This window comes from Pseudomonas sp. ADAK13, assembly GCF_012935715.1.
Taxonomy (GTDB): Bacteria; Pseudomonadota; Gammaproteobacteria; order Pseudomonadales; family Pseudomonadaceae; genus Aquipseudomonas.
In genome coordinates, this window is record NZ_CP052860.1 from 773779 (window position 1) to 792921 (window position 19143).

Genomic DNA, 19143 nt, shown 5'->3' on the forward strand with positions numbered 1-19143 from the left:
CGCAATCAGCTCGGCGACGGAGCCTGCGCCGCACTCATGAAAAAACCGGCGACGGCCCAGCTCAGCGCGTTGAAGTCCACCAGGTCGAGCTGGTTGACCGACGACGGCGGAATACCCGCGCACACCGCGATGTACTTGGCGGCCACGTCGAGGTCCAGACTCACGTCTTCGCCCTTGTCGATCTTGTACGGCAGCGCCTTGATCGCCCGCACTTCCTGCACCGTCGGGCGGCGCAGGGTGAGTTCGGCCAGCGGCTCGCCGTGGGCCTCGATGGCCACTTGCAGCTTCACCGTATCGCTCATTGCCAGGTCCCCTTGATGCCTTCGAATTTCAGCTCGATCACGGCGTCGTCGCCCTTGGCCACCGGTTCTTCCACCAGGTAGGCACCGGCCAGCACGTAGACTTTGCCGTTGTTGAATTCGCAGGTAACGGTCATGTCGGTGCCCGCGATCAGCTGCTTGAGCGGAAAGTCCGGCGTGTGCAGTGCGGTGACTTTGAAGGACGGGGTGATGTCGGTTTCCTTATAGAAACCCGGCACCACAGTTTCCCGTTTGACGGCCATCAACGGTGCTTCGCAGCCGCCGTTGATGGTCAGTTGAGCGCCGTCCACTTTGACGTAGCAGGTGCCCGCAATCAGTTGACCCATGATGTTTCTCCCAAAAATAAGCCCGCACGCGGCGGGCTGGAATCAGTTGCGAAAAGCGCGGGGGTTACACCGCCGCGTCGTACTGCAAACGGAACTGGTTGAGCAGCGCAAACACCCGCAGCCCATTGACGTAATCGGGCGGGAACAGCACGTTGACCCGGCTTGGGTCCTGGCTGTCACGCTCGACAATCAGGTGCTCGGCGAACAGTTCGGCGTTCTCCACATGGCCTTCCAGTTCCAGCTTGGCGTACTGGGCGATCAGCTCACCGCGAATAGTGCTCGGGGTCACGATCGGCTGGCCGGCGCCAAAGCGCGTGCCGTCAGCCGCGAGTTTGTGGCGCCCGTACTTACTGGTGATCACGCTTTGCAGGCGGCGCACGATAAAGGCCGACTGGTGCAGGGTTTCGCTGTCCAGGTAGGAGTTGTCCGCCTGGCCGAAGGCGTTCTTCTGGTAGGTGGTGATCGCCCGCTGAATGCGCACGTAGCCGCCTTCGTAGTAAGCCGTGGCGATGCCGTAGTTGAGCAGCGATTGGCGCTCGGTCAGGGTGAAGCGCTCACTGGCGTCGGCCGGGTCGAGGCCAGGCAGGCTGCCGCTTTGGGTCGGACGGCTGGCGTCGGCGGAGATAAACACCGCAGTGCGCGCGGCCAATGCCGCTGCCTGAACCCAGAACGGTTGCGGCACACCCGGCTCCATGGCCTGGATGGTCACGTGCTGGTCGTTACGCCCTTGCCCGGCGGCCACCAGAGTACCGATGGTGCCGCGCTTGGCCGTGTAGACGTGGCCGAACAGTTGCTTGGCCCAGGACCAGCGACCGCTGTTGTCATCCATCACCGATTGCCAGGCGTTGAGGCTGGTGGTGTCGGCCCAGGGCATGCAGATGAATTCAAACGGCTCGTCGCCCAGTGCCGCCAGCGCTGCGAGTTGGTCCGGTACACCGGCGCCCGCCGCCATTTTGCCGAGGACGGCGGTCAGGCCGTCGGGAATTTGCTCGCCGTTGCTCTGGCCCAAACGGTTGAGCTGCAGGCTGATGTCGTTACCACTCTCACCGGTCCATTTGGCGGTCAGGGTGACGGTGCCTTCGGCGGCTACCGCACTGACCGGCAGGTCGGCGCTGGCGTTGATTTTCAGCGCCAGGGCGGTGGCGGCAACGGCCGCCGTGGCGCCATTGATCACGGTCGCTTGAACCCGGGTGCCGCCGACGTACAGGCTGAGAACACCACCCTGGGTGGCGGCACCGCTCAGCTTGAGATCGGCCTTGGCCGCACTGCCTTCGGTGCTGTGCAGCGGCAGGCACCAGATCTCGCCCACCGGGTCACTCTTGCGGAACGTCTCGTACATCGACGCCAGCATCGAACCCTGGCCGCCGATACGCTTGGCCATCGCCGCGCTCGACACCAGCACCAGGCTGCCGATTTCCGGGCTGGTGACGTTGTCGTTGACCTGAGCCACGATCAGCCGGCGCAAGGCCGAAGACGCGCTATTGGCCGCCGAATTGTCCATCTCGGCGTAGAACAGCGGCACACGAATGTCCGCCGGAATATGACTGAATCCAATCGCCATTATTTGGCTCCCTGTGGTTTTGCCGCCTTGACGGCTTTGGTGGTGATGTCGCCATCGGCCAGACGTCGACGCCACCAGGCGTTGTCCGGGACTTCGCGACCTTCGGCCGGCAACAGATCGCCCGCCTCCGGGTCAGGTACGGCACGGCCGGAAACCGGCAGTACGGTGATGCGTTTGCTCATGGTTTTACCTCGGCAGAAAAGGTCATTTCCAGGCGCCCGTCGGGGCCTGGGCGTTGCAGATTGGGGTCGGCCGGGTCGATGGCATCGACCCGCACCGTCACCCCGGTGAAGGACGGCAGAGCGTCCAGCTCAAGCTCGGGCCAGGTTTCGGCTGGCTGCGTGCTGAGGTTGCGTCCCAGTTGGAACTCGGCGAAAAAACGCAGCCGGTAGAGCCCGCGGGTTTTCGTCAACAGCTGCCAGTCGCCGCCTTCGTACTGGATGGGTTCGTAGAAACGCTCGGGCCTGAAGCCCACCAGGGCACGCCAGACTTCGGCGCGCAGGGCGTGGAGTTGGTCCATCGCCATGGCTTGTTGGCCGTCTGCCAGATCGAGTACCAGCACCACGCCGAAATGCTCGCGCAGGGTTTGCCGGCTGGTGTTTTGCGAACTGTTCAAGGTGGCCTCGTCAGTGATCGGCGTGACGACCGCAGCGGGTGCACCTGGCAGGGTTTGCAGGGCATCGAGATCAAGGCCGGCATGGATCTGTTGGTTGAAGCCTTGGCAGTGATCCCGCAGGTGAGTCAGTAACGGGGTGATCTTCATGGGTTCACCGGGCAATAAAAAACCCGCTCGGGGCGGGTTTGGTTGAGGGGGGCGCGGCTAGACAGACAACCCGCCAGCAACAATCGAACTTCGATACCCCGTCGCCGGATCGCCAACGTGGGTCACCTTGGTAATCGACCAGCGCCCCTGCATATACGAAGGCCAGGTTTCATCCAGCAGCAATAACCCTTCGGCGGACAGCAGCGGATTGCCGGGGCAATCGATCAGCAACTGCAAATTTTCACGCCCGACGCGGCGCAGCTCGCCTTCGGCCACGGCGCGCGCTTCCACTTCGTTCTGGCAGCGCTGGCGCAGCGTCTTAAACGGGGCATTCCCGACCCGGACCACGCGCTGTTTGCCCGCCGCCGCATCCCACCAGGTGACGCGGCTACCCTCGTATTTCGCCCGGGATTTCTCATCGAGCCTGGCGGTGATAAAGGACTGATCACCGGGGCGGTTGTCCTGCGTCACCGAGAGTTTTACGTCAGGCAGCTGTTGACCGGAGAGCGTCTTGACCTGGCCACTTTCGGCCAGCACATACAGCTCATTGATCGGCTTGCTGACGGCGCAGTAGCGCTTGGCGAGGCGAGTGATAAAGGCCATGTCGCTTTCGTTGGACTGGTCGATATGGGAAATCACAATCCCTTCCAAAGACGGCGCAACACGCGGTGAATAGCCGTGACGGCCCACCAGTTGGCGAAACAACGCCCCCAGGGTCGTCGGCCCATAACTGGCAGACCGACGCTGGCGGTAGCCTGTTTTGTCGACCACGCTGAAGGGCGCCGCCGTGGCGACGATCATCAGGCGCATGGGGAACAGCACCGGGGTTCGCTGGGTGACGACGAACTCGCCTTTTTCCACCAGCCCCGATTCCTGGTACCCGACTCGCAAGCCGATTTTTCCACTGAGACTCGGCAGGCCTTCAAGGCCCTCGATATTGAGGGTCAGTTCAAGTCGGTCGGACTCAATGCCCCCGGCGTCGGTGTGGCTCCAGTGCATCAGGCGTTGATTGAGTAGCGCCGCGTTGGCGCCATAAAACTCCACGATCGGGGTAAATCCCTGGGCCATGCGGCCTCCTTAATCCCAAGCTGAAACGGGACGCACGGCCGTTGGCCGCGACTCCAGTTCCGGCACGCTTACCCACACACCGGCGGGCAACACCGGGCCGTACTCTGCGAGGCTGGGGTTCTGGCGCCAAAGGGTTTCTTCAGCTGCGTCATCGCATCGTCCAAGCTCGCGATAGAGCAGCAGGTTGACCGAGTCACCGGCAATACTTCGGGCTCTACGCATTGATGAACTCCTCCATCTCAAGGGTCCAGGTCATAACCATGGCGGTGCCGTCATCGATCACGTTGCCCTGGGTTTCCACGACGGTATTGATCCGCCACAGGCCCCAGTTGCGCCCGATACCATCGACCAAGGGCAACGGCACCCGCGCATTTTGCAGCGCGCGCAGTTCGTCGAGGCGCTGCATGCCGACGGCGTACATGGCCGTGCCGCTGAACGTGAGCTTTTCCAGTTTTTGACCGTTTTGTCGCGACTGGGGCTTGCTGGCCATAATCGTCAGGTCACCCCAGCCACCGTCGCTGTTACGCACCAGCGAGGAATAAGTAAAGCCCCGGGACAGACCAAAGATGAAATCGCCGAGTACCATTTGTTGTCGCATCAATCACCTCCTGGGTCGGCCAGTGCTGCGTTGCGCCGGATACCCAGCGTGTCGGTGACCATCGGCATGCATTGGAATTGCAGGGCCTGAATCACCTGGTTGACGACTTGTTGAGCGTCGGCGGGGTTGACGCCGGTGATCTGGATACTCGGTGCAATCGTGACCTGGACATTGTCGGTGCGGGCACTGTTGAGTTCCTTGCTCACCGCATTCGGCGCTGGCAGACGATCACTTGGCCCGAACAATTTGTCGCCGAGCCAAGTGCCCGCCTCACTGCCCAGCAAACCACCGATTGCCCCGCCGACAGCAGTACCGACACCGGGAAAAATCAGAGTCCCGATCGCGGCTCCGGCGGAGGCTCCTGCCCAGGCACCGCCCGCGGTGCTGAGGCCGGAAGCAACAGCTTTTGCGTCGCCATTGCGTACGCCCTGAACCACATCCATCGCGGTGTCGACGTACTTCAACGGGCCGAGGCGGCGGGTGCCTGCCGATTCCAGCTTGGCAAACGCTCCCGACAAACTCGCGGCCAGGCCTTTGCCTGCACCGCGCGCCATACGCCGGTTTGCCGGCGGCGCCGCGTAGGAGGCAAACGAATTGCCAGGCAGACTGGTCGACGCCTGAGCCGCCTGTTTGGCCGAGAACGGAGCAAGCGGCTGGCCCATTGCATTGAGCTGGGGCGTGGCATTTGCCAAGGGAGGAAGGCGTTGTGGCTTGATATCCGCCAACTTGCCATCGACGGCTGCCGTCGGTCCACGTGGGACCGTTTGTCCTGGTTTGGGAAGCTTGACGCGTCGCTTCTTCATATTCCCCAGGGTGCGAGCTTTGTCTTTCTTCCGGACCGTCTCTCCAACGCTTTCGGGTAGCTGTGCAGCCGCCGTTTCAAGTAGGCCGGCGGCGCCAGGGCAACATTGCTTGTCGCCGCCCTTGTCCTTGTCTTTATCGAGCCCCCCGTCCTTGAACAGTTTCCCGACTCCCGGAATCTTGCCAAGCGTCACATCGACCACATTGCCGGCCACTCGGGTCTTGACCGTATCCCACAGGCTCGAACCCAAATCCTTCCCGAGTTCTGCCCCTGCCTTGAGGCCCTTGTCCACCCAGGAATCAGAGGCCGTTGCCGGGTCCTTCTGCTCGCTCTTCGGCGCGCCAACGGCGGCATCAGCCGTCTTGCTCGCCAGCGAATCCCCGTTAATGAACAACGTGCTGTTGAGGGTTTCCAGGGTCTCGCGCAGCCGTACCTGCTCCAGGGCCAAGCCGTTGATTTCCAGGCTGGCGCTGGCCAGTGCCAGGCTAAGGTCCGTCAGCGCGGCGGGCACCGCATCAAGGGAAGAAGACCCGGTCAAATCCTCGGCCGCCGGTGACAGGTCCCCCGAAAGCCCCCGGTCATACGTCTGCCCGGCAAACGCCAGCGCATAGTTAATGTGCATCCCGCTCTACTCCTGTTTGACGCCAAGGCGAGTGATCGCGATGTCGTAGCGGCGTAATGCTTTTCCGACTTCCCAGTCCAGGATTTCCGCTTCGTTTACCGAGTAAACCAGCGGCACGACGTCGAGGATTACTTCGATGTCGCGCTCCGAAAGAAGGCCGCCGGTTGATTTAAAAAATCGTCGATGCGCTCCTGCAGTTCGGTCCAGTCGGGCACGGTGAGGTCCGCCAGGTCGGGGATCATCAGGCCGGAGCAATGGGCGGTGATGAACTCGGCGCGCTCTTTGGCCGTGGTGAGTTTTTTCATCACTTTGGTGGCGCGCAGGGCAGGCATTTCCAGAGTTACGGTCGTCAAGGTTCGGCCGGCGGCGTTGAGCGGCAGCAGCAGTTTTACCTGTTCGGTGATGCTGGAGTCGCCTGGCTCGCGGGCTTCGTCCAGGAAGAACGAGGCCGGGCGGGTCGACATGTCATGCACGTATTGGGCGATGGTCACGTAGTCCGGACGCTTGAGCTGGTCGAGCTCTTTTTCCGACAGGCCGGTGGCGAGTTTCGCCAGTTCGAAAAACTGGTCGTCCTCATCGTCACCGGCCCGGGCCAACGCGTCTTTTTGCGCGGCGTAGTACAGCGGTTTGAGTTGGACCTGCTCGATTGTCGCGCCGGTGTCGGCGGTGATCGGGGACAGCAGGATGTGCAGCGGAGGCATCCAGGCCATGAGTCAATTCCTTGGTCAAACGTTGTTAAAAAGCACCGCACCTCTCGGGGCGAACGCGATCACTGTGGGAGCCGGGCTTGCCCGCGATGGCATCGCCTCGGTGCAACTGATACACCGAGTCGCCTGCATCGCAAGCAAGCCAGCTCCTACAGAAATCGCAAGGCCCTTACGGCATCAGCACCGCGCGGCGGGCATCGCCGAGGATGTCGACGCCGTTGAGCACGAACTTCTGGGTGCGTACGTCGATGTCGATTACCGGGATGCCGTTTTCCAGGCGGTTGTAGGTGCGGCAGGAGAACTCCAGGGTGATGGTGGGTTTATCGCCCATCTTCACCGGTGCCTCGGTCAGAGTCTTCAGCTTGCCGCCGATGGTGTGGTAGGTGAAGTAAGTCTTGCCGTCCTGGTCCTGACCGGCTTCGCGCACGTTGAGCAAAATGTCGTCGCCCAGGCGCACGCCCAGGGCAAGCATGACTTCCGGACCCGCGCCTTGCAGCTCCAGTGTGGCGTTGAGCACTTTGGCGCTCTTGGCCATTTCCTCGGCGATGAAGCGCCCGCCGGTCATGGGCTCCATATCGAAGTCAATCTTCGGCGGGGTGAAGGAATTGACGGTAGCCGACAGCGGCAAGCCTTGGAGGGTGGCCGCAATGGCCTGTCTTACACGGTTGGTAAACATTAGAGAACGTCCTCCAGGAACTGCTCGATGATTTCATCGCGGGCGTTGAGTTGATAAATCATGTGTTCGTTCGGCGCGTAGCGGCCGTAGTCGATGACGATGAACCAGGTGCCGTTCTTGTACTTCTCGACACTATTCAATTCCGGGTGCAGGTACACGCTGCCGCCGGGGATGGTTTCGTCGGCCACCAGGGTTTGCAGCCAGTCGTTGATGCGTTTCACCTCCTGGTCCATGAACGACTTGGTCAGGTTCTTGGCCATGGCTTTCTGACCGGCCTTGACCAGCTTGCGGCTGATCGCATCTTCCAGGCCCACGTAGCTGATGAACTTGCCGGTAATGGAACGGTTACCCAGCAGCGAGAAACCGCCGAGGATGGTGCGGGCGTAGTAGCTCACGCCGTAGCGGTTAAGCAGGTCGCCTTCGGTGGAGGTGTCGAGGATGTTGTACTCGACGACGCGGGAAACGTCCTCGGCGAACGTCACCTGATTGCCCGGGCTTTCCCACTGCTTGACCTTGGCCAGTGCCGCGATGGCCAGGGACGACGGCGCCAGGAACACGTTTTTCTTCGCGGCCTTGGAATACACCGACGGCATGTTGTGCACCAGCAGGCAACGGTCGAAACCGAGGTCGGCACCGCCCAGTTCGCCGCTGTAGGTCACCTGGTCGGCGACGGTTGCGTCCTTGCCATCCAGCACCACACGGGCCTTGATGCGCTTGCCGAAGGAGGCGAATTCGCCGGCCACGGCCTTGGTGCCGGTGAAGCCTGGAGCACCGATGATGGTCAGGTCTTCGGGGACGCTGGCCAGGGCCGCGAGGCCCAGTTTGCGGCCGGTAACCGGCTCTTCACCGCCGATTACGTTATTGAGGGTATCGGCCGGGGTGGTGCCCTCGTCGACGATCACCACGTAGACCGGCACCTTGACCACTTTGAGGATCTGGTACACGGCATGGAACAGCGTGCCGGTTTCAGCGCCAGTCGGGTCCAGCAGCGCCTGGGTGGTGAAGCTGTTGATGCGGAACGGGGCGTTTTTCGGGATCGACGCATGGGCGTTGGGCGCGGTGCCCACCAGGCCGATCACGTTATCACCAAGGCCACCCATGGCCTCGGGGGATTCGGTGGCATTCACAGTGATGCCGTTGTGCTCGAAGTTCAAAACCTCAGCCATGGTTAGTCAGCCTTCTTCGGGGTGGAGTTGAGGACGCTGGTGAGTTCCAGGCGGCCAGCGGTGCGCAGGGCAGATGCTTCGACGTCCAGCAGGTCGAGTTCCTCGCCTGCGGTGGACCAATGGCCGGCGCCGGTGGGGAACGGGATGAGGACGGTGTAGGTTTGGCGGTTGGCCATAGGTGGATCTCCGGGCATAAAAAAACCGCTGCGCGGTTTTCTTGGGCTTTCAGGAAGTGACAGGGCAAAACGCCTTGTCAGTGAGGGGCGTTATTAGAGTTGCTCAGATAGCCAGGGCGGCGACTCGGGCCTGTGCTCGACTGCAGGGAAATACTGCGACTCAGGCCAGTCGCGCAGGTCTTGCCGGTAGCCCTGCAACTGCTTGTACTGCGCGGCAGTGAGGGTTGTAGGGCGTTCGGCCTCAAGCTCGTCACGATGGCGTGCGATCAGCGGATCAGTTAGCAACAGTATTTTGTCGCGGAAGGCTCGCTCGCTGGATTTCAACTCTTCCAGAGTCGGCCCAGGTGCTGCAACGATCATAGGTCGGCCACCTTCGCCGCCCGTAAAGGTCGACTTGCCTGTTGAGACCGCCCGAAATATCGCGTCGTGTTCGTCCTGGCTGACCTCAACAAGTTCAGCCGTAGGTGGAAGCAAGCATGCCGGATTAGGGACAGCAATCATCGGCTGTACTGCCTCCAAGTCCGGCGAATCGATCATTGGTGCTACGGCATCAAAGTCGGGAATCGATATTGTTTCAGGCACCGATTTATCACCCCCAACCCACGCCGGATTCGGCACCTGAATATCCGGGGGGGTCCAATTAGGATCAGGCACCTTCACACTTGGCCGTTTCCATTCAGGGTCTACTACTTGAATGGTTCGGGTTCCGTGGAACTCCTCATTGAAAAACGTGTTTTGCTTTGAGCTATAGAATAGTTTCACTTACTAAAACCCCCTACCTTCAACAACTATCACCATTCCAGTTTGAACCACAGCAGCCCACTCTTCCAAGCGAACAACGCAGCCTGTAACAGTCCCCCCAGAATATGAATGGGTCACCGAACTTACGGTGCCACTGCCAGGAAATTTAATGTTAATTTTTGCGTTTAGGAACTGGGTCGGAAACTGAAAAGGCCATGCAATATTAATTATCTGCGAATTCGGCATATCCCCTTGAGCGTATTCAACCCACTGAATAATCTCGCCGGTATCCGCGTTTTTGCTCCAGCCGTTTGCGGCTAGTAATGCTGTGCTTTTTGGCCGACTGACTTGCAGCCGTACTACTGTGCCATCCGAGTGAGACATATAAGGGACATCTTTATCCCCGGACGAAAATCCGGCCGCGGGGCAATAGTTGCCGCTGATCTTTGAAGATGGAGTGAAGATTCCATCGTGCCAAACCTTTTTCCATCCACTCGGCACCGTGCCCCCAAGGTTTCGAAATAAAAGGGTACCCACCGCCTCATTAACACTGACGGCTATGTCTGCCCCAAAATCAGGGTTCGCAAAAGTCATATGCAAACCAACAGTGTTCGGGTAATTAGTCGGACCGTCCGTGGTGTGACCGCTGGCCCCAGAAAATAGTTGACTTGCCGGAAGTCCACCAATAGACCCCATTATCGCTGGCGCGCCTGCAAGCCACCCGCCTGCCCCAACAGAAAGCTTTCCTGCGGGATCAAAATTGGCAGAGTTCCAAACAAGGCTGCCGAACACATAGGCCGACTTTGTTGGAAGATTTAAACGAAGTGGCGTTGAAAACACCCCGTCTGATACGGCTTCGATTCGCATGTTCTTATCATATAAATCAAAGTACGCCTCGGAAGTTGGAGTCTTAAAACCTAGCTCCGGGGTGTCTTCGGTGCCGCTCTGAAAAATCAGCTGACCCGACATGGTGGAACCAGCTTTTGCCACCACACCGCTAATCGCTTCCGCGAGCTCGGTCTTTGTTGCGCCATCAGTGATGCCATTTCCCTCAAGCGTTGTCGGGTTAGTACCAGCAATAACGCGACCAAGCTTGTCTACCGTCAAGCTTCGATAGGTACCAGCGACTACCCCCGTGCGACCGGCGACCACCTCAAAGGCGAGCGCGGTGGTGCCCAACACTATCGGCGCATCCGTAACGAGCTGCCAAGCGCTATCACCGTAGGCTTTGCCCTCTTCGACACTGACGAACATGCCGGGCGTCACCTCGAGGCTGTTATCCGCATCTGTCGCACGCACCCAAGCGCCGACAGCTACAACATATAGTCCGTTATCCTTGCCAGCCGTTTGCTTAGCGACCAAGACACGGTCGCCAACAACAACCGCAACGCCATCAACTTGCTGCGGGCCACTCAACACGATATTTGCCGTGGTAACCACACGAACCGACCGCTTGCTATCGAGCTTGGCCAGCTCGTCAGCGACATAGCTGGCCACCCAAGCCCGCGTGGCCTTGACGATATTGTCGTCGATAAGCAACGTTACTTCTGAAGCGTTGCTTGTCTCGAAAATCGACCGAATATAGAACTCTTTTCCAGAGCCCGATGTCGCAAGCACTGGCTTAAACGACTCAGGATATTTGACGATCGCGTACAAAATACCGGTGTCGGTCCAGATCCCGGCCTCGCGCACGTACCAGCCGCCCACCTCGGGAGGAATCGTTACCTCAGCCAGCAACCAGCTAGGGTTTTTGTCATCCTGGAACAATGCGTTCAAGGGGCCGCGCCACACTTCGCGCTTGAGTGCAGTAGCCGTTGCGGCGGGGTTGTAGGCAGCGCCATTCCCGTCGCCGATCGAGATCTGCGCAAGTTTGATCGGCACGCCAGCAGCCTTGCAGGCTGTTTCGTAGGCGATCCCCGCATTGGTAAGCAGGGTGTAGTAGTCAGCCATTTAGGACTCCTGTGGATAAAGGGTGGTGGTTTCGACGGTGTAGAGGCCGGCGGCCATGAAGGCCCTGCCAGACGCCTCGAGCCCCGCAAGCACCAGCGGGTAAATCGTGGTCAGCTCGCCGCACACGGTGGCGGCGCCGATGCTGTGGCCACCGAACGCGCTCAAGCCCACGGAGATCGAGAGTATGTCGCGCTCGCTTTTGGCATCGGACAGGCGACGGTCGAGACGGGCGTCAATTTCTTCGCTGTAGGGCAGCTCGGTGTAAGCCCGCACGGAGAAGCTGTAGGGCTCGCCGGGCGGCGTCTGTTCGTACCAGGCGCGAACCTCCGGTGCCAATTGCAAACCCTTGGCCGCATTTTCCAGCGCTTGGCGAGTGCCCGCTTGCCGGGCAGTGGGCCAGGCGAGTTTGACCGTCAAGCGCTTTTCAGCTTCGGGGGCAGTGGCGCTCCATTCGTTGACCGCCCGATCCGCCGCCAGGTAGGGCAAAAACGCCACTGGCGTTCGAGCCGGATCCATCAGTTCAGGGAACGGCGGAGTAACCCGGTCGAGCAACTGCCCGAAACCCAAATCCAGCGCCTTCTCCAACGGAGAACTGTTGGCAGGCAGCAAACTGCCTTTTGGCTCGTTCATAGCGTGCGCACCTCCACCTCGACACCCGTGCAATACGGCGCCTGAAACGCCGTGGTGACGATCGGCTCCAGCGGCTCAAGGATTTGAAGTTGCGCAGCGCCCGCCGAGTGGATGGCGTAGTCGATCCAGCTCGGATCCACCCGCCCTTCCAGGCGATGACAAGACTCGGCGTAGGTTTGCAGCAGTTGTTGCGCGGCCACTTGGGTCAGCCCGGAATCCGGGCCGGCGTTGATCTTCGCCACCACGCGGATTTTGTAGCGCAGGATCTGAGCCGCCTGCACCGTAACGAGATCCGTTTCCGGCCGCACATCAGGCCGGGCGAAATGCCGGCGCACACCGTCGAGCAGATCAGCAGGTGGCGTGCCATCCCCGTCTCGGGCCAAGACCGTCACCATCACTTCACCCGGCGCGGTGCGACGCCCGTTGCCATCCTTGACCCGAGCCGCGTAGCCGTCCGGGTCAAAGGTATAAGTAACCGTCACCACACCGGGCGTAGCACTTTGCACTTTCACCGATGGACGCTCACCTAGGGTGAAAACCTCCCGGCGATACTGCATGCGCGAGCCCGCCGCCGGAGCGTGAGGCGCGAGGTAATAACGCAGTCGGGCGTCATCGTCGCTTTCCAGCGTCGGCGGCACCGGCGGGAAAGCCGCCGGGTCACCTGGGTCGAGCACTTGACGCTCCAGGCCCATGTCGGCAAGGCGTGCGTCGAGGTTGCTGCCGGTGGCCCACCACGCCAGCATCTGCTTGATGCGGGCGTTGTATTTGCGTTCGTGGGTTTGCAGGCGAACGCAAAAAGCTTCGAGCGCCAGCGTCAGCAACTCGCTCTCGTTCTCCAGGCTGACCTTGAGCTTGGCCGCATTTTCCGGCGCTCGGCCAGCGACGTAATCAACCACAAACGCCTTGAACTCCGCCAACAGCGGTTCGAACTCGTCGACGGCAATGATCGCCGGCTCGGCCAACTGGTTCTGGCCGGGTATCAGCATGCTCATGTCACCACCTCGAAGGTTTGTTTGCGGTTTTTCCAGGTGCCGGCAAAGCGCAGCAACAGTCCGGCGCCCTGACGGTTGGCGACGATGACTTGCGGCTCGAAGTCGGCAATGCCGTTCTGTGGGTTGTAGAACGCCTGGGCGGCATGGCTTTGGGCGAGAATCAGCAGGTCGTCGCCGAGGTTTTGCCCGAGCAGTTGCGGGATCATTGAGCCGTACAGCGGGCGCTTCTGGCGCGTGCCCAACGGCGTGGTCAGCGCTCGGGTGGCGCGCTGTACGAATTGCAGCCAGTCATCGACGGCCGCCCCGGTGTTCCGATCGATTCCAATCATGGGATGTCCTTATCAGGGGCTGATGACCCGGCCCTGGTGGTCCACCACCGGGCCGCTGAAGTGCGCGCCGCCGGCATCCAGCAACAAGCTGGTGCCGCCGACTTGCAGCGTGATGCTCTCGGCGCTCATCGTCAGGCTGGCGGCGCCGACCTTGACGTCGACCTGCTCGCGGGAACCGATGAACGTGGTGGGACCATTGGCCCAGTTGAAGGTGTGGCTGGCGTCGTCGTAGTCGCTTTGGGTGCCGTCCTGATGGCGCCGCCGGGTCAGCGTCGGAACGCTGGAAACCGGCGGAAAACGATCACTGTTCAAGCCGAACAAAGCCACCGATTGCGCCCCGCCCTCGCCGCCGCCGTAGTTGAGCAACACGCATTGCTCGCCCACCGAAGGGATGCGGGTTTCGGTCTGCGCACCGGCGCTGGGGTTGAAAAACCGGATCGCCGGCGTGAGCAAGTCGCCGTGGCTGACCTTGCAAGTGTTGCTGGCGGCATCGACCTCCTGGCACACACCGATGCGGCAGAAACTTTCGGCGCGTCTATACAGGTCTTCGAGCTGGGCTTCCATTTCAGCCAGGCGCTCGATGATTGGCCCCAGTTGCATGCGTAACAGCGCGTCAAACATGGGTTACTCCGCCAGTGGTTTGTATTGGTCGGGGTCGTCGATGTTCGAGACTTCCCAGGTGCAGGCGAACAGCGGTTTGCCTGTGGGGTCGTTGAGCAACGGCGGCCCGATATAGAGGGTTTGGGTGAAGGTGACGGTCCAGGTGTCGTAGTCCGTTTCGGCGGGAGTGCGTAGTGAGGGCGCGGCGACGATGTTGGTCGGCAGGTCGCACTGCGCCTGCGGCAGGTTCCAGCGGTTGTCCAGCACCAGGTCCATCAGTCGACTGGCCAGGTCACAGGCATCAAAGGGCAATGCACCCGGAGCGACCATGGCCTTGAGCGAAATCCCCAGGGCATGGGCCTTGCGCCCTTCACGGGAGCGGATGCCCGGGCCATTGCCTTCAACCGTGATCAATACGCCGGTGTTATCCCCGGCGCCCTGAAAATCCTGGTGATTGCCGACCTTCAGGTCCGGAAAGGCAATATGCAGCGCCTCGCTGATGGCTTGAGGGAGTTGGGAAGGTTTTTCGATGAGGGTCATTTAAGTAGCGTCCTTGCAACGGTTACTGCGGGTCCTGACGGGTGCCTTCGTTGACGCCAATCCGCTTGGCTGCCCACCGTTCATAAAGGCCGATGGCCACGTCTGCACCGGCCATGGCGGTCAGGCAACCAATGGCGCCGGCCGTCCAGATCGACATGCCTGCGGCGTAGCACAGCATCAGGGCTGATACCCCGCACACCATGCAGGCCCCGGAACGCAGGACCAGGCGCCGCAACAGCGACCAACCACGGGCGCCTTCCTTGTCGGCGCGCCACATTTCTCCGGATACACCGCCGATCAGGGCCAATACGATCACCAGCCAGATAGGCATTTCCGCTAACGCTTGCTGCTCGTTTGTCATGTCACGCCTCCTGGCTGAGCATTACCGGCGCAGTGCCGGGTTTTGGGTAATTCCATTTATAGGTAGGCATTCCAAAAAGCCCGGTTGCCCGGGCTTTTCAGTAATGATTTCCTCGGTCTTTCGGCGCTACTGGCGCGGTACGGACCTTTCCTCAATGTTTTTCCGACCACGATCCCTGTCTGCCGGATAACTGCTTCTGGTGCTTTACGCTGCACACCCGGGCCAGTTGCCAACCCTCTGAACCGTTAAGGCCGGTTCATCGCTGCCTGTTCTTGAAGCGGTTTGAAACTAAAGAGCGTCGGCATCCTTGCCGGTGTTGCCTGGCATCCCTGCCATCGCTTCGATGGCGTCCTTGCCGGTGTTGCGTAACGTCCTTGTCTTCCCTGGCAGCATCCTTGCCGCCTCCACCAGACCTTCTTGGCTGGCTTGAGATGGAGAATATGCATGTATGCATATACAGTCAATGCACAAATGCATTTATTTTTGCGATAGATATGCACACATGCATTCATAGCCTTACAGGCATGGGGTTTGGTGGTTTTGCACAGGCGAAAAAAAGCCCGCTCATGGGCGGGCTTATTCCTACGCGGAGGGGTTAGCGGGCGTACATGCCCCACCAGAAGACGTGACCGAGGATGCTGATCTGTTCATCCTGGATGTCCTGGAAGCTGTAGTCCTCGTCCGGGTGTTCATCACGGTTGAAGCTGCGCAGGCGAATCCCGGAAGGCAGGCGGTAGAGCTGTTTCACCCGCAGTTGCCCGTTGTGGTTGATGGCATACAGGTCGCCATCGACGATGTCGCCGATCCCGCACTTGCCGGCGTTGACGCCCACCGTCGCGCCATCACGCAGTACCGGCAACATGCTGTTGCCACGCACCGTCACGCACTTGGCCTGGTCGAACTGCACACCGTTGTGCCGCAGGCTGCGCTTGCCGAAACGCAGGCTGGCCTTCTCACTTTCCTCGATGACGAATCTTCCTGATCCAGCAGCCAATTCAACCTCGCGCAGAAAGGGGATCGACACCTCGTCATCATTAACGGGGGTGTCGTCGTCCCACAGGCTTATGTCCTTGAGTTCCGAATGCATCGGGTCGCGCTCTTCCGACCGCGCCGGCACCAGCGCCGCGCGCCCGCGCAGTTGGTCGGTGCTGACCTGGAAGTAATCGGCGATGCGCGAGATGTGCTTGTCCGACGGGTCAACGATCTTGCCGCTGAGGATCCGGGACAGCGTGGATTGAGGCACGCCGGTACGCCGGTGAAGCTCCGTGGGGGAGATCCGGTCGCGGTCCAGCAGCTCTCTTAAGACGATAGAAACGTTGCGTTTTTGCATAACGCGGATAGTGCAGGCAGTTTTGATGCTTGGCAAATGCTAATTTGCATATTTATGCATCGAGTGGCGAATTTGACCTGACCGTTTGTGAACTGCGAAGCCCCGACCTCGCGTGTTAACCTTGCGCCCATTGCAAAAAATGCTGGGCCAAGCGCCCCCTTTGCCCCATCACTTTCAACGAATTTGCTAACTATCCAATGAGTAAAAACACCTCCGATCTGTCCTCCCACACCCCGATGATGCAGCAGTACTGGCGCCTGAAAAACCAGCACCCTGATCAGTTGATGTTCTATCGCATGGGCGACTTCTACGAGATCTTCTATGAAGATGCGAAGAAGGCCGCCAAGTTGCTGGACATCACCCTGACCGCGCGCGGGCAGTCGGCCGGGCAGGCGATTCCGATGTGCGGGATTCCTTATCATTCGCTGGAAGGCTATCTGGTCAAGCTGGTGAAGCTGGGCGAGTCGGTGGTGATCTGTGAGCAGATCGGCGACCCGGCTACCAGCAAGGGCCCGGTGGAGCGTCAGGTGGTGCGCATCATTACCCCGGGCACGGTAAGTGATGAGGCGCTGCTGGATGAGCGTCGCGATAACCTGATCGCTGCGGTATTGGGGGACGAGCGGCTGTTCGGCCTGGCGGTGCTGGATATCACCAGTGGCAACTTCACGGTGCTGGAGATCAAGGGCTGGGAAAACCTGCTGGCGGAGCTGGAGCGCGTCAACCCGGTGGAACTGATGATTCCGGATGACTGGCCAAAGGACCTGCCGGCGGAACGTCGTCGTGGGACCAAGCGCCGCGCGCCGTGGGATTTCGAGCGTGATTCAGCGCTGAAAAGCCTGTGCCAGCAATTCTCCGTGCAAGACCTCAAGGGATTTGGTTGCGAAACCCTGACCCTGGCCATCGGCGCCGCCGGTTGCCTGCTCAGCTACGCCAAGGAAACCCAGCGCACCGCCCTGCCGCACTTGCGCAGCCTGCGTCATGAACGCCTGGACGACACCGTGGTGCTGGACGGCGCGAGCCGTCGCAACCTGGAGTTGGACACCAACCTGGCCGGCGGGCGCGACAACACCCTGCAATCGGTGGTCGACCGTTGCCAGACCGCCATGGGCAGCCGCTTGTTGACTCGCTGGTTGAACCGCCCGCTGCGGGATTTGACGGTGCTGCAAGCCCGTCAAACCTCCATTACTTGCCTGCTGGACCGCTATCGCTTTGAAAAGCTGCAACCGCAGCTCAAGGAAATCGGCGATATCGAGCGGATCCTCGCGCGGATCGGCCTGCGTAACGCACGGCCCCGTGACCTGGCGCGCCTGCGGGACGCGCTGGGCGCCCTGCCCCAACTGCAAGCGGCGATGACCGAGCTGGAAGCGCCACACCTGCAACAGCTGGCCGTCACCACCAGTACCTACCCGGATCTGGCGGCGCTGCTGGAAAAAGCCATCATCGACAACCCGCCCGCGATCATCCGTGACGGTGGCGTGCTGAAGACCGGTTACGACACCGAGCTGGACGAACTGCAATCCCTGAGCGAGAACGCCGGGCAGTTCCTGATCGACCTGGAAGCCCGTGAAAAAGCCCGTACGGGCCTGGCCAACCTGAAAGTCGGCTACAACCGCGTGCACGGCTACTTTATCGAGTTGCCGAGCAAGCAGGCCGAGCAGGCGCCGATCGACTACCAGCGCCGCCAGACCCTCAAGGGCGCCGAGCGCTTTATCACCCCGGAACTGAAAGAGTTCGAAGACAAGGCGCTGTCAGCGAAAAGCCGCGCCCTGGCTCGGGAGAAGATGCTCTATGAAGCGTTGCTGGAAAGCTTGATCGACAAGCTGGCGCCGTTGCAGGACACCGCCGCCGCCCTGGCCGAACTGGATGTGCTGAGCAACCTGGCCGAGCGTGCCCTGAACCTTGACCTGAACTGCCCGCGGTTTGTCAGCGAGCCGTGCATGCGTATCGTGCAAGGTCGCCACCCGGTGGTAGAGCAGGTACTGACCACGCCGTTCGTCGCCAACGATCTGTCGCTGGACGACGATACCCGCATGCTGGTGATCACCGGTCCGAACATGGGCGGTAAATCCACCTACATGCGCCAGACCGCATTGATCGTGCTGCTGGCCCACATCGGCAGCTTCGTGCCGGCAGCCAGTTGCGAATTGTCCCTGGTGGACCGCATCTTCACCCGGATCGGTTCCAGCGATGACCTGGCCGGTGGCCGTTCGACCTTTATGGTGGAAATGAGCGAAACCGCCAACATCCTGCACAACGCCACCGAACGCAGCCTGGTGCTGATGGACGAAGTGGGCCGCGGCACCAGCACCTTCGACGGGCTTTCCTTGGCCTGGGCCGCAGCCGAGCGGTTGGCGCACCTGCGAGCGTATACGCTGTTTGCGACCCACTACTTCGAGCTGACCGTGCTGCCGGAAAACGAGCCATTGGTGGCCAACGTGCACCTCAATGCCACCGAGCACAACGAGCGCATCGTGTTCCTGCACCACGTGCTGCCCGGCCCGGCGAGCCAGAGTTACGGCTTGGCCGTGGCACAACTGGCCGGTGTGCCGGCGGACGTGATCACCCGTGCCCGCGAGCACCTGAGCCGCCTGGAAGAAACCGCCCTGCCCCACGAGCTTCCCGTGGCCAGCCCGGCCAAAGCCAGCAACAAACCGAGCACGCCGCACCAGAGCGACATGTTCGCCAGCCTGCCTCACCCGGTACTCGATGAGTTGGCTAAACTTGACTTGGACGACTTGACGCCGCGAAAAGCGCTCGAAATGTTATATGCACTTAAGACTCGGATATAACGCAGACGCTTGCAAGCTGGTAGACTCTCGCGCGGTTTGGGATGCTGCGGGCTTTTAGCCTGGCCTGCAGACTATCGCTCCCGAACCTCGCGAGCC

General features: G+C 60.8%; 23 protein-coding genes. 1 reads left to right on the forward strand and 22 read right to left on the reverse strand.

Annotation, left to right across the window (positions count from 1 at the left end; all coding sequences use genetic code 11):
• Positions 1 to 5: 5 nt before the first annotated feature.
• The 22 genes from HKK54_RS03730 to HKK54_RS03835 form a co-directional block, all read right to left on the reverse strand.
• A complete protein-coding gene (locus HKK54_RS03730) occupies positions 6 to 302 on the reverse strand; it encodes a phage tail assembly protein (protein WP_010170087.1) in 297 nt (98 codons plus the stop codon).
• The gene (locus HKK54_RS03735; RefSeq protein WP_010170089.1) at positions 299 to 646 is read right to left on the reverse strand and encodes a phage tail tube protein; all 348 of its coding nucleotides are present in this window, start codon (positions 644 to 646) and stop codon (positions 299 to 301) included. Before HKK54_RS03735 ends, HKK54_RS03730 begins: the two co-directional genes overlap by 4 nt.
• 64 nt (positions 647 to 710) lie before the next feature.
• A complete protein-coding gene (locus HKK54_RS03740) occupies positions 711 to 2207 on the reverse strand; it encodes a phage tail sheath subtilisin-like domain-containing protein (protein WP_169386179.1) in 1497 nt (498 codons plus the stop codon).
• A complete protein-coding gene (locus HKK54_RS03745; protein WP_010170093.1) occupies positions 2207 to 2389 on the reverse strand; it encodes a DUF2635 domain-containing protein in 183 nt (60 codons plus the stop codon). Before HKK54_RS03745 ends, HKK54_RS03740 begins: the two co-directional genes overlap by 1 nt.
• A complete protein-coding gene (locus HKK54_RS03750; RefSeq protein ID WP_169386180.1) occupies positions 2386 to 2970 on the reverse strand; it encodes a phage tail terminator protein in 585 nt (194 codons plus the stop codon). Before HKK54_RS03750 ends, HKK54_RS03745 begins: the two co-directional genes overlap by 4 nt.
• Before the next feature lie 57 nt (positions 2971 to 3027).
• Positions 3028 to 4038, reverse strand: coding sequence for a contractile injection system protein, VgrG/Pvc8 family (locus HKK54_RS03755; protein WP_169386181.1), 1011 nt, complete (start codon positions 4036 to 4038; stop codon positions 3028 to 3030).
• A gap of 9 nt (positions 4039 to 4047) precedes the next feature.
• Positions 4048 to 4260, reverse strand: coding sequence for a tail protein X (locus HKK54_RS03760; RefSeq protein WP_169386182.1), 213 nt, complete (start codon positions 4258 to 4260; stop codon positions 4048 to 4050).
• Positions 4253 to 4636, reverse strand: coding sequence for a phage tail protein (locus tag HKK54_RS03765; RefSeq protein ID WP_169386183.1), 384 nt, complete (start codon positions 4634 to 4636; stop codon positions 4253 to 4255). The genes HKK54_RS03760 and HKK54_RS03765 overlap by 8 nt, the downstream gene beginning before the upstream one ends.
• Positions 4636 to 6060 carry a tail tape measure protein gene (locus HKK54_RS03770; RefSeq protein WP_169386184.1) on the reverse strand — a complete coding sequence of 475 codons (1425 nt, stop codon included), beginning with the start codon at positions 6058 to 6060 and terminating at the stop codon, positions 4636 to 4638. Before HKK54_RS03770 ends, HKK54_RS03765 begins: the two co-directional genes overlap by 1 nt.
• A gap of 128 nt (positions 6061 to 6188) precedes the next feature.
• On the reverse strand, positions 6189 to 6770 hold the full coding sequence (locus HKK54_RS03775) for a phage tail assembly protein (protein ID WP_169386185.1): 582 nt from the start codon (positions 6768 to 6770) through the stop codon (positions 6189 to 6191).
• Between the two features lie 166 nt (positions 6771 to 6936).
• Complete coding sequence (locus tag HKK54_RS03780) at positions 6937 to 7443, reverse strand: phage major tail tube protein (protein WP_169386186.1); 507 nt, start codon at positions 7441 to 7443, stop codon at positions 6937 to 6939.
• Entirely contained in the window at positions 7443 to 8609 is a 1167-nt protein-coding gene (locus HKK54_RS03785; protein WP_010170109.1) for a tail protein, read from the reverse strand. Before HKK54_RS03785 ends, HKK54_RS03780 begins: the two co-directional genes overlap by 1 nt.
• Positions 8610 to 8611: 2 nt before the next feature.
• Positions 8612 to 8785 (reverse strand): hypothetical protein, encoded by a 174-nt coding sequence (locus HKK54_RS03790; RefSeq protein ID WP_169386187.1) that lies wholly within the window; start codon positions 8783 to 8785, stop codon positions 8612 to 8614.
• 93 nt (positions 8786 to 8878) lie between these two features.
• Positions 8879 to 9547, reverse strand: coding sequence for a hypothetical protein (locus HKK54_RS03795; RefSeq protein WP_169386188.1), 669 nt, complete (start codon positions 9545 to 9547; stop codon positions 8879 to 8881).
• A gap of 3 nt (positions 9548 to 9550) precedes the next feature.
• Positions 9551 to 11476: a phage tail protein gene (locus HKK54_RS33535; protein WP_010170115.1), complete on the reverse strand. Its 1926-nt coding sequence runs from the start codon at positions 11474 to 11476 to the stop codon at positions 9551 to 9553.
• A complete protein-coding gene (locus tag HKK54_RS03805) occupies positions 11477 to 12106 on the reverse strand; it encodes a phage tail protein I (RefSeq protein ID WP_169386189.1) in 630 nt (209 codons plus the stop codon).
• A complete protein-coding gene (locus tag HKK54_RS03810) occupies positions 12103 to 13098 on the reverse strand; it encodes a baseplate J/gp47 family protein (RefSeq protein ID WP_010170120.1) in 996 nt (331 codons plus the stop codon). Before HKK54_RS03810 ends, HKK54_RS03805 begins: the two co-directional genes overlap by 4 nt.
• Positions 13095 to 13427: a phage baseplate protein gene (locus tag HKK54_RS03815; protein WP_010170122.1), complete on the reverse strand. Its 333-nt coding sequence runs from the start codon at positions 13425 to 13427 to the stop codon at positions 13095 to 13097. Before HKK54_RS03815 ends, HKK54_RS03810 begins: the two co-directional genes overlap by 4 nt.
• Before the next feature lie 12 nt (positions 13428 to 13439).
• Entirely contained in the window at positions 13440 to 14048 is a 609-nt protein-coding gene (locus HKK54_RS03820) for a phage baseplate assembly protein V (RefSeq protein ID WP_010170124.1), read from the reverse strand.
• Positions 14049 to 14051: 3 nt separating this feature from the next.
• A complete protein-coding gene (locus HKK54_RS03825; RefSeq protein WP_169386190.1) occupies positions 14052 to 14567 on the reverse strand; it encodes a hypothetical protein in 516 nt (171 codons plus the stop codon).
• Between the two features lie 22 nt (positions 14568 to 14589).
• A complete protein-coding gene (locus HKK54_RS03830; RefSeq protein WP_010170128.1) occupies positions 14590 to 14928 on the reverse strand; it encodes a phage holin family protein in 339 nt (112 codons plus the stop codon).
• Between the two features lie 595 nt (positions 14929 to 15523).
• A complete protein-coding gene (locus tag HKK54_RS03835; protein WP_029615867.1) occupies positions 15524 to 16258 on the reverse strand; it encodes a LexA family transcriptional regulator in 735 nt (244 codons plus the stop codon).
• 197 nt (positions 16259 to 16455) lie between these two features.
• Between HKK54_RS03835 and mutS the strand changes: the two genes are divergently transcribed.
• Positions 16456 to 19047, forward strand: coding sequence for a DNA mismatch repair protein MutS (gene mutS, locus HKK54_RS03840; protein ID WP_169386191.1), 2592 nt, complete (start codon positions 16456 to 16458; stop codon positions 19045 to 19047).
• Positions 19048 to 19143: the final 96 nt, after the last annotated feature.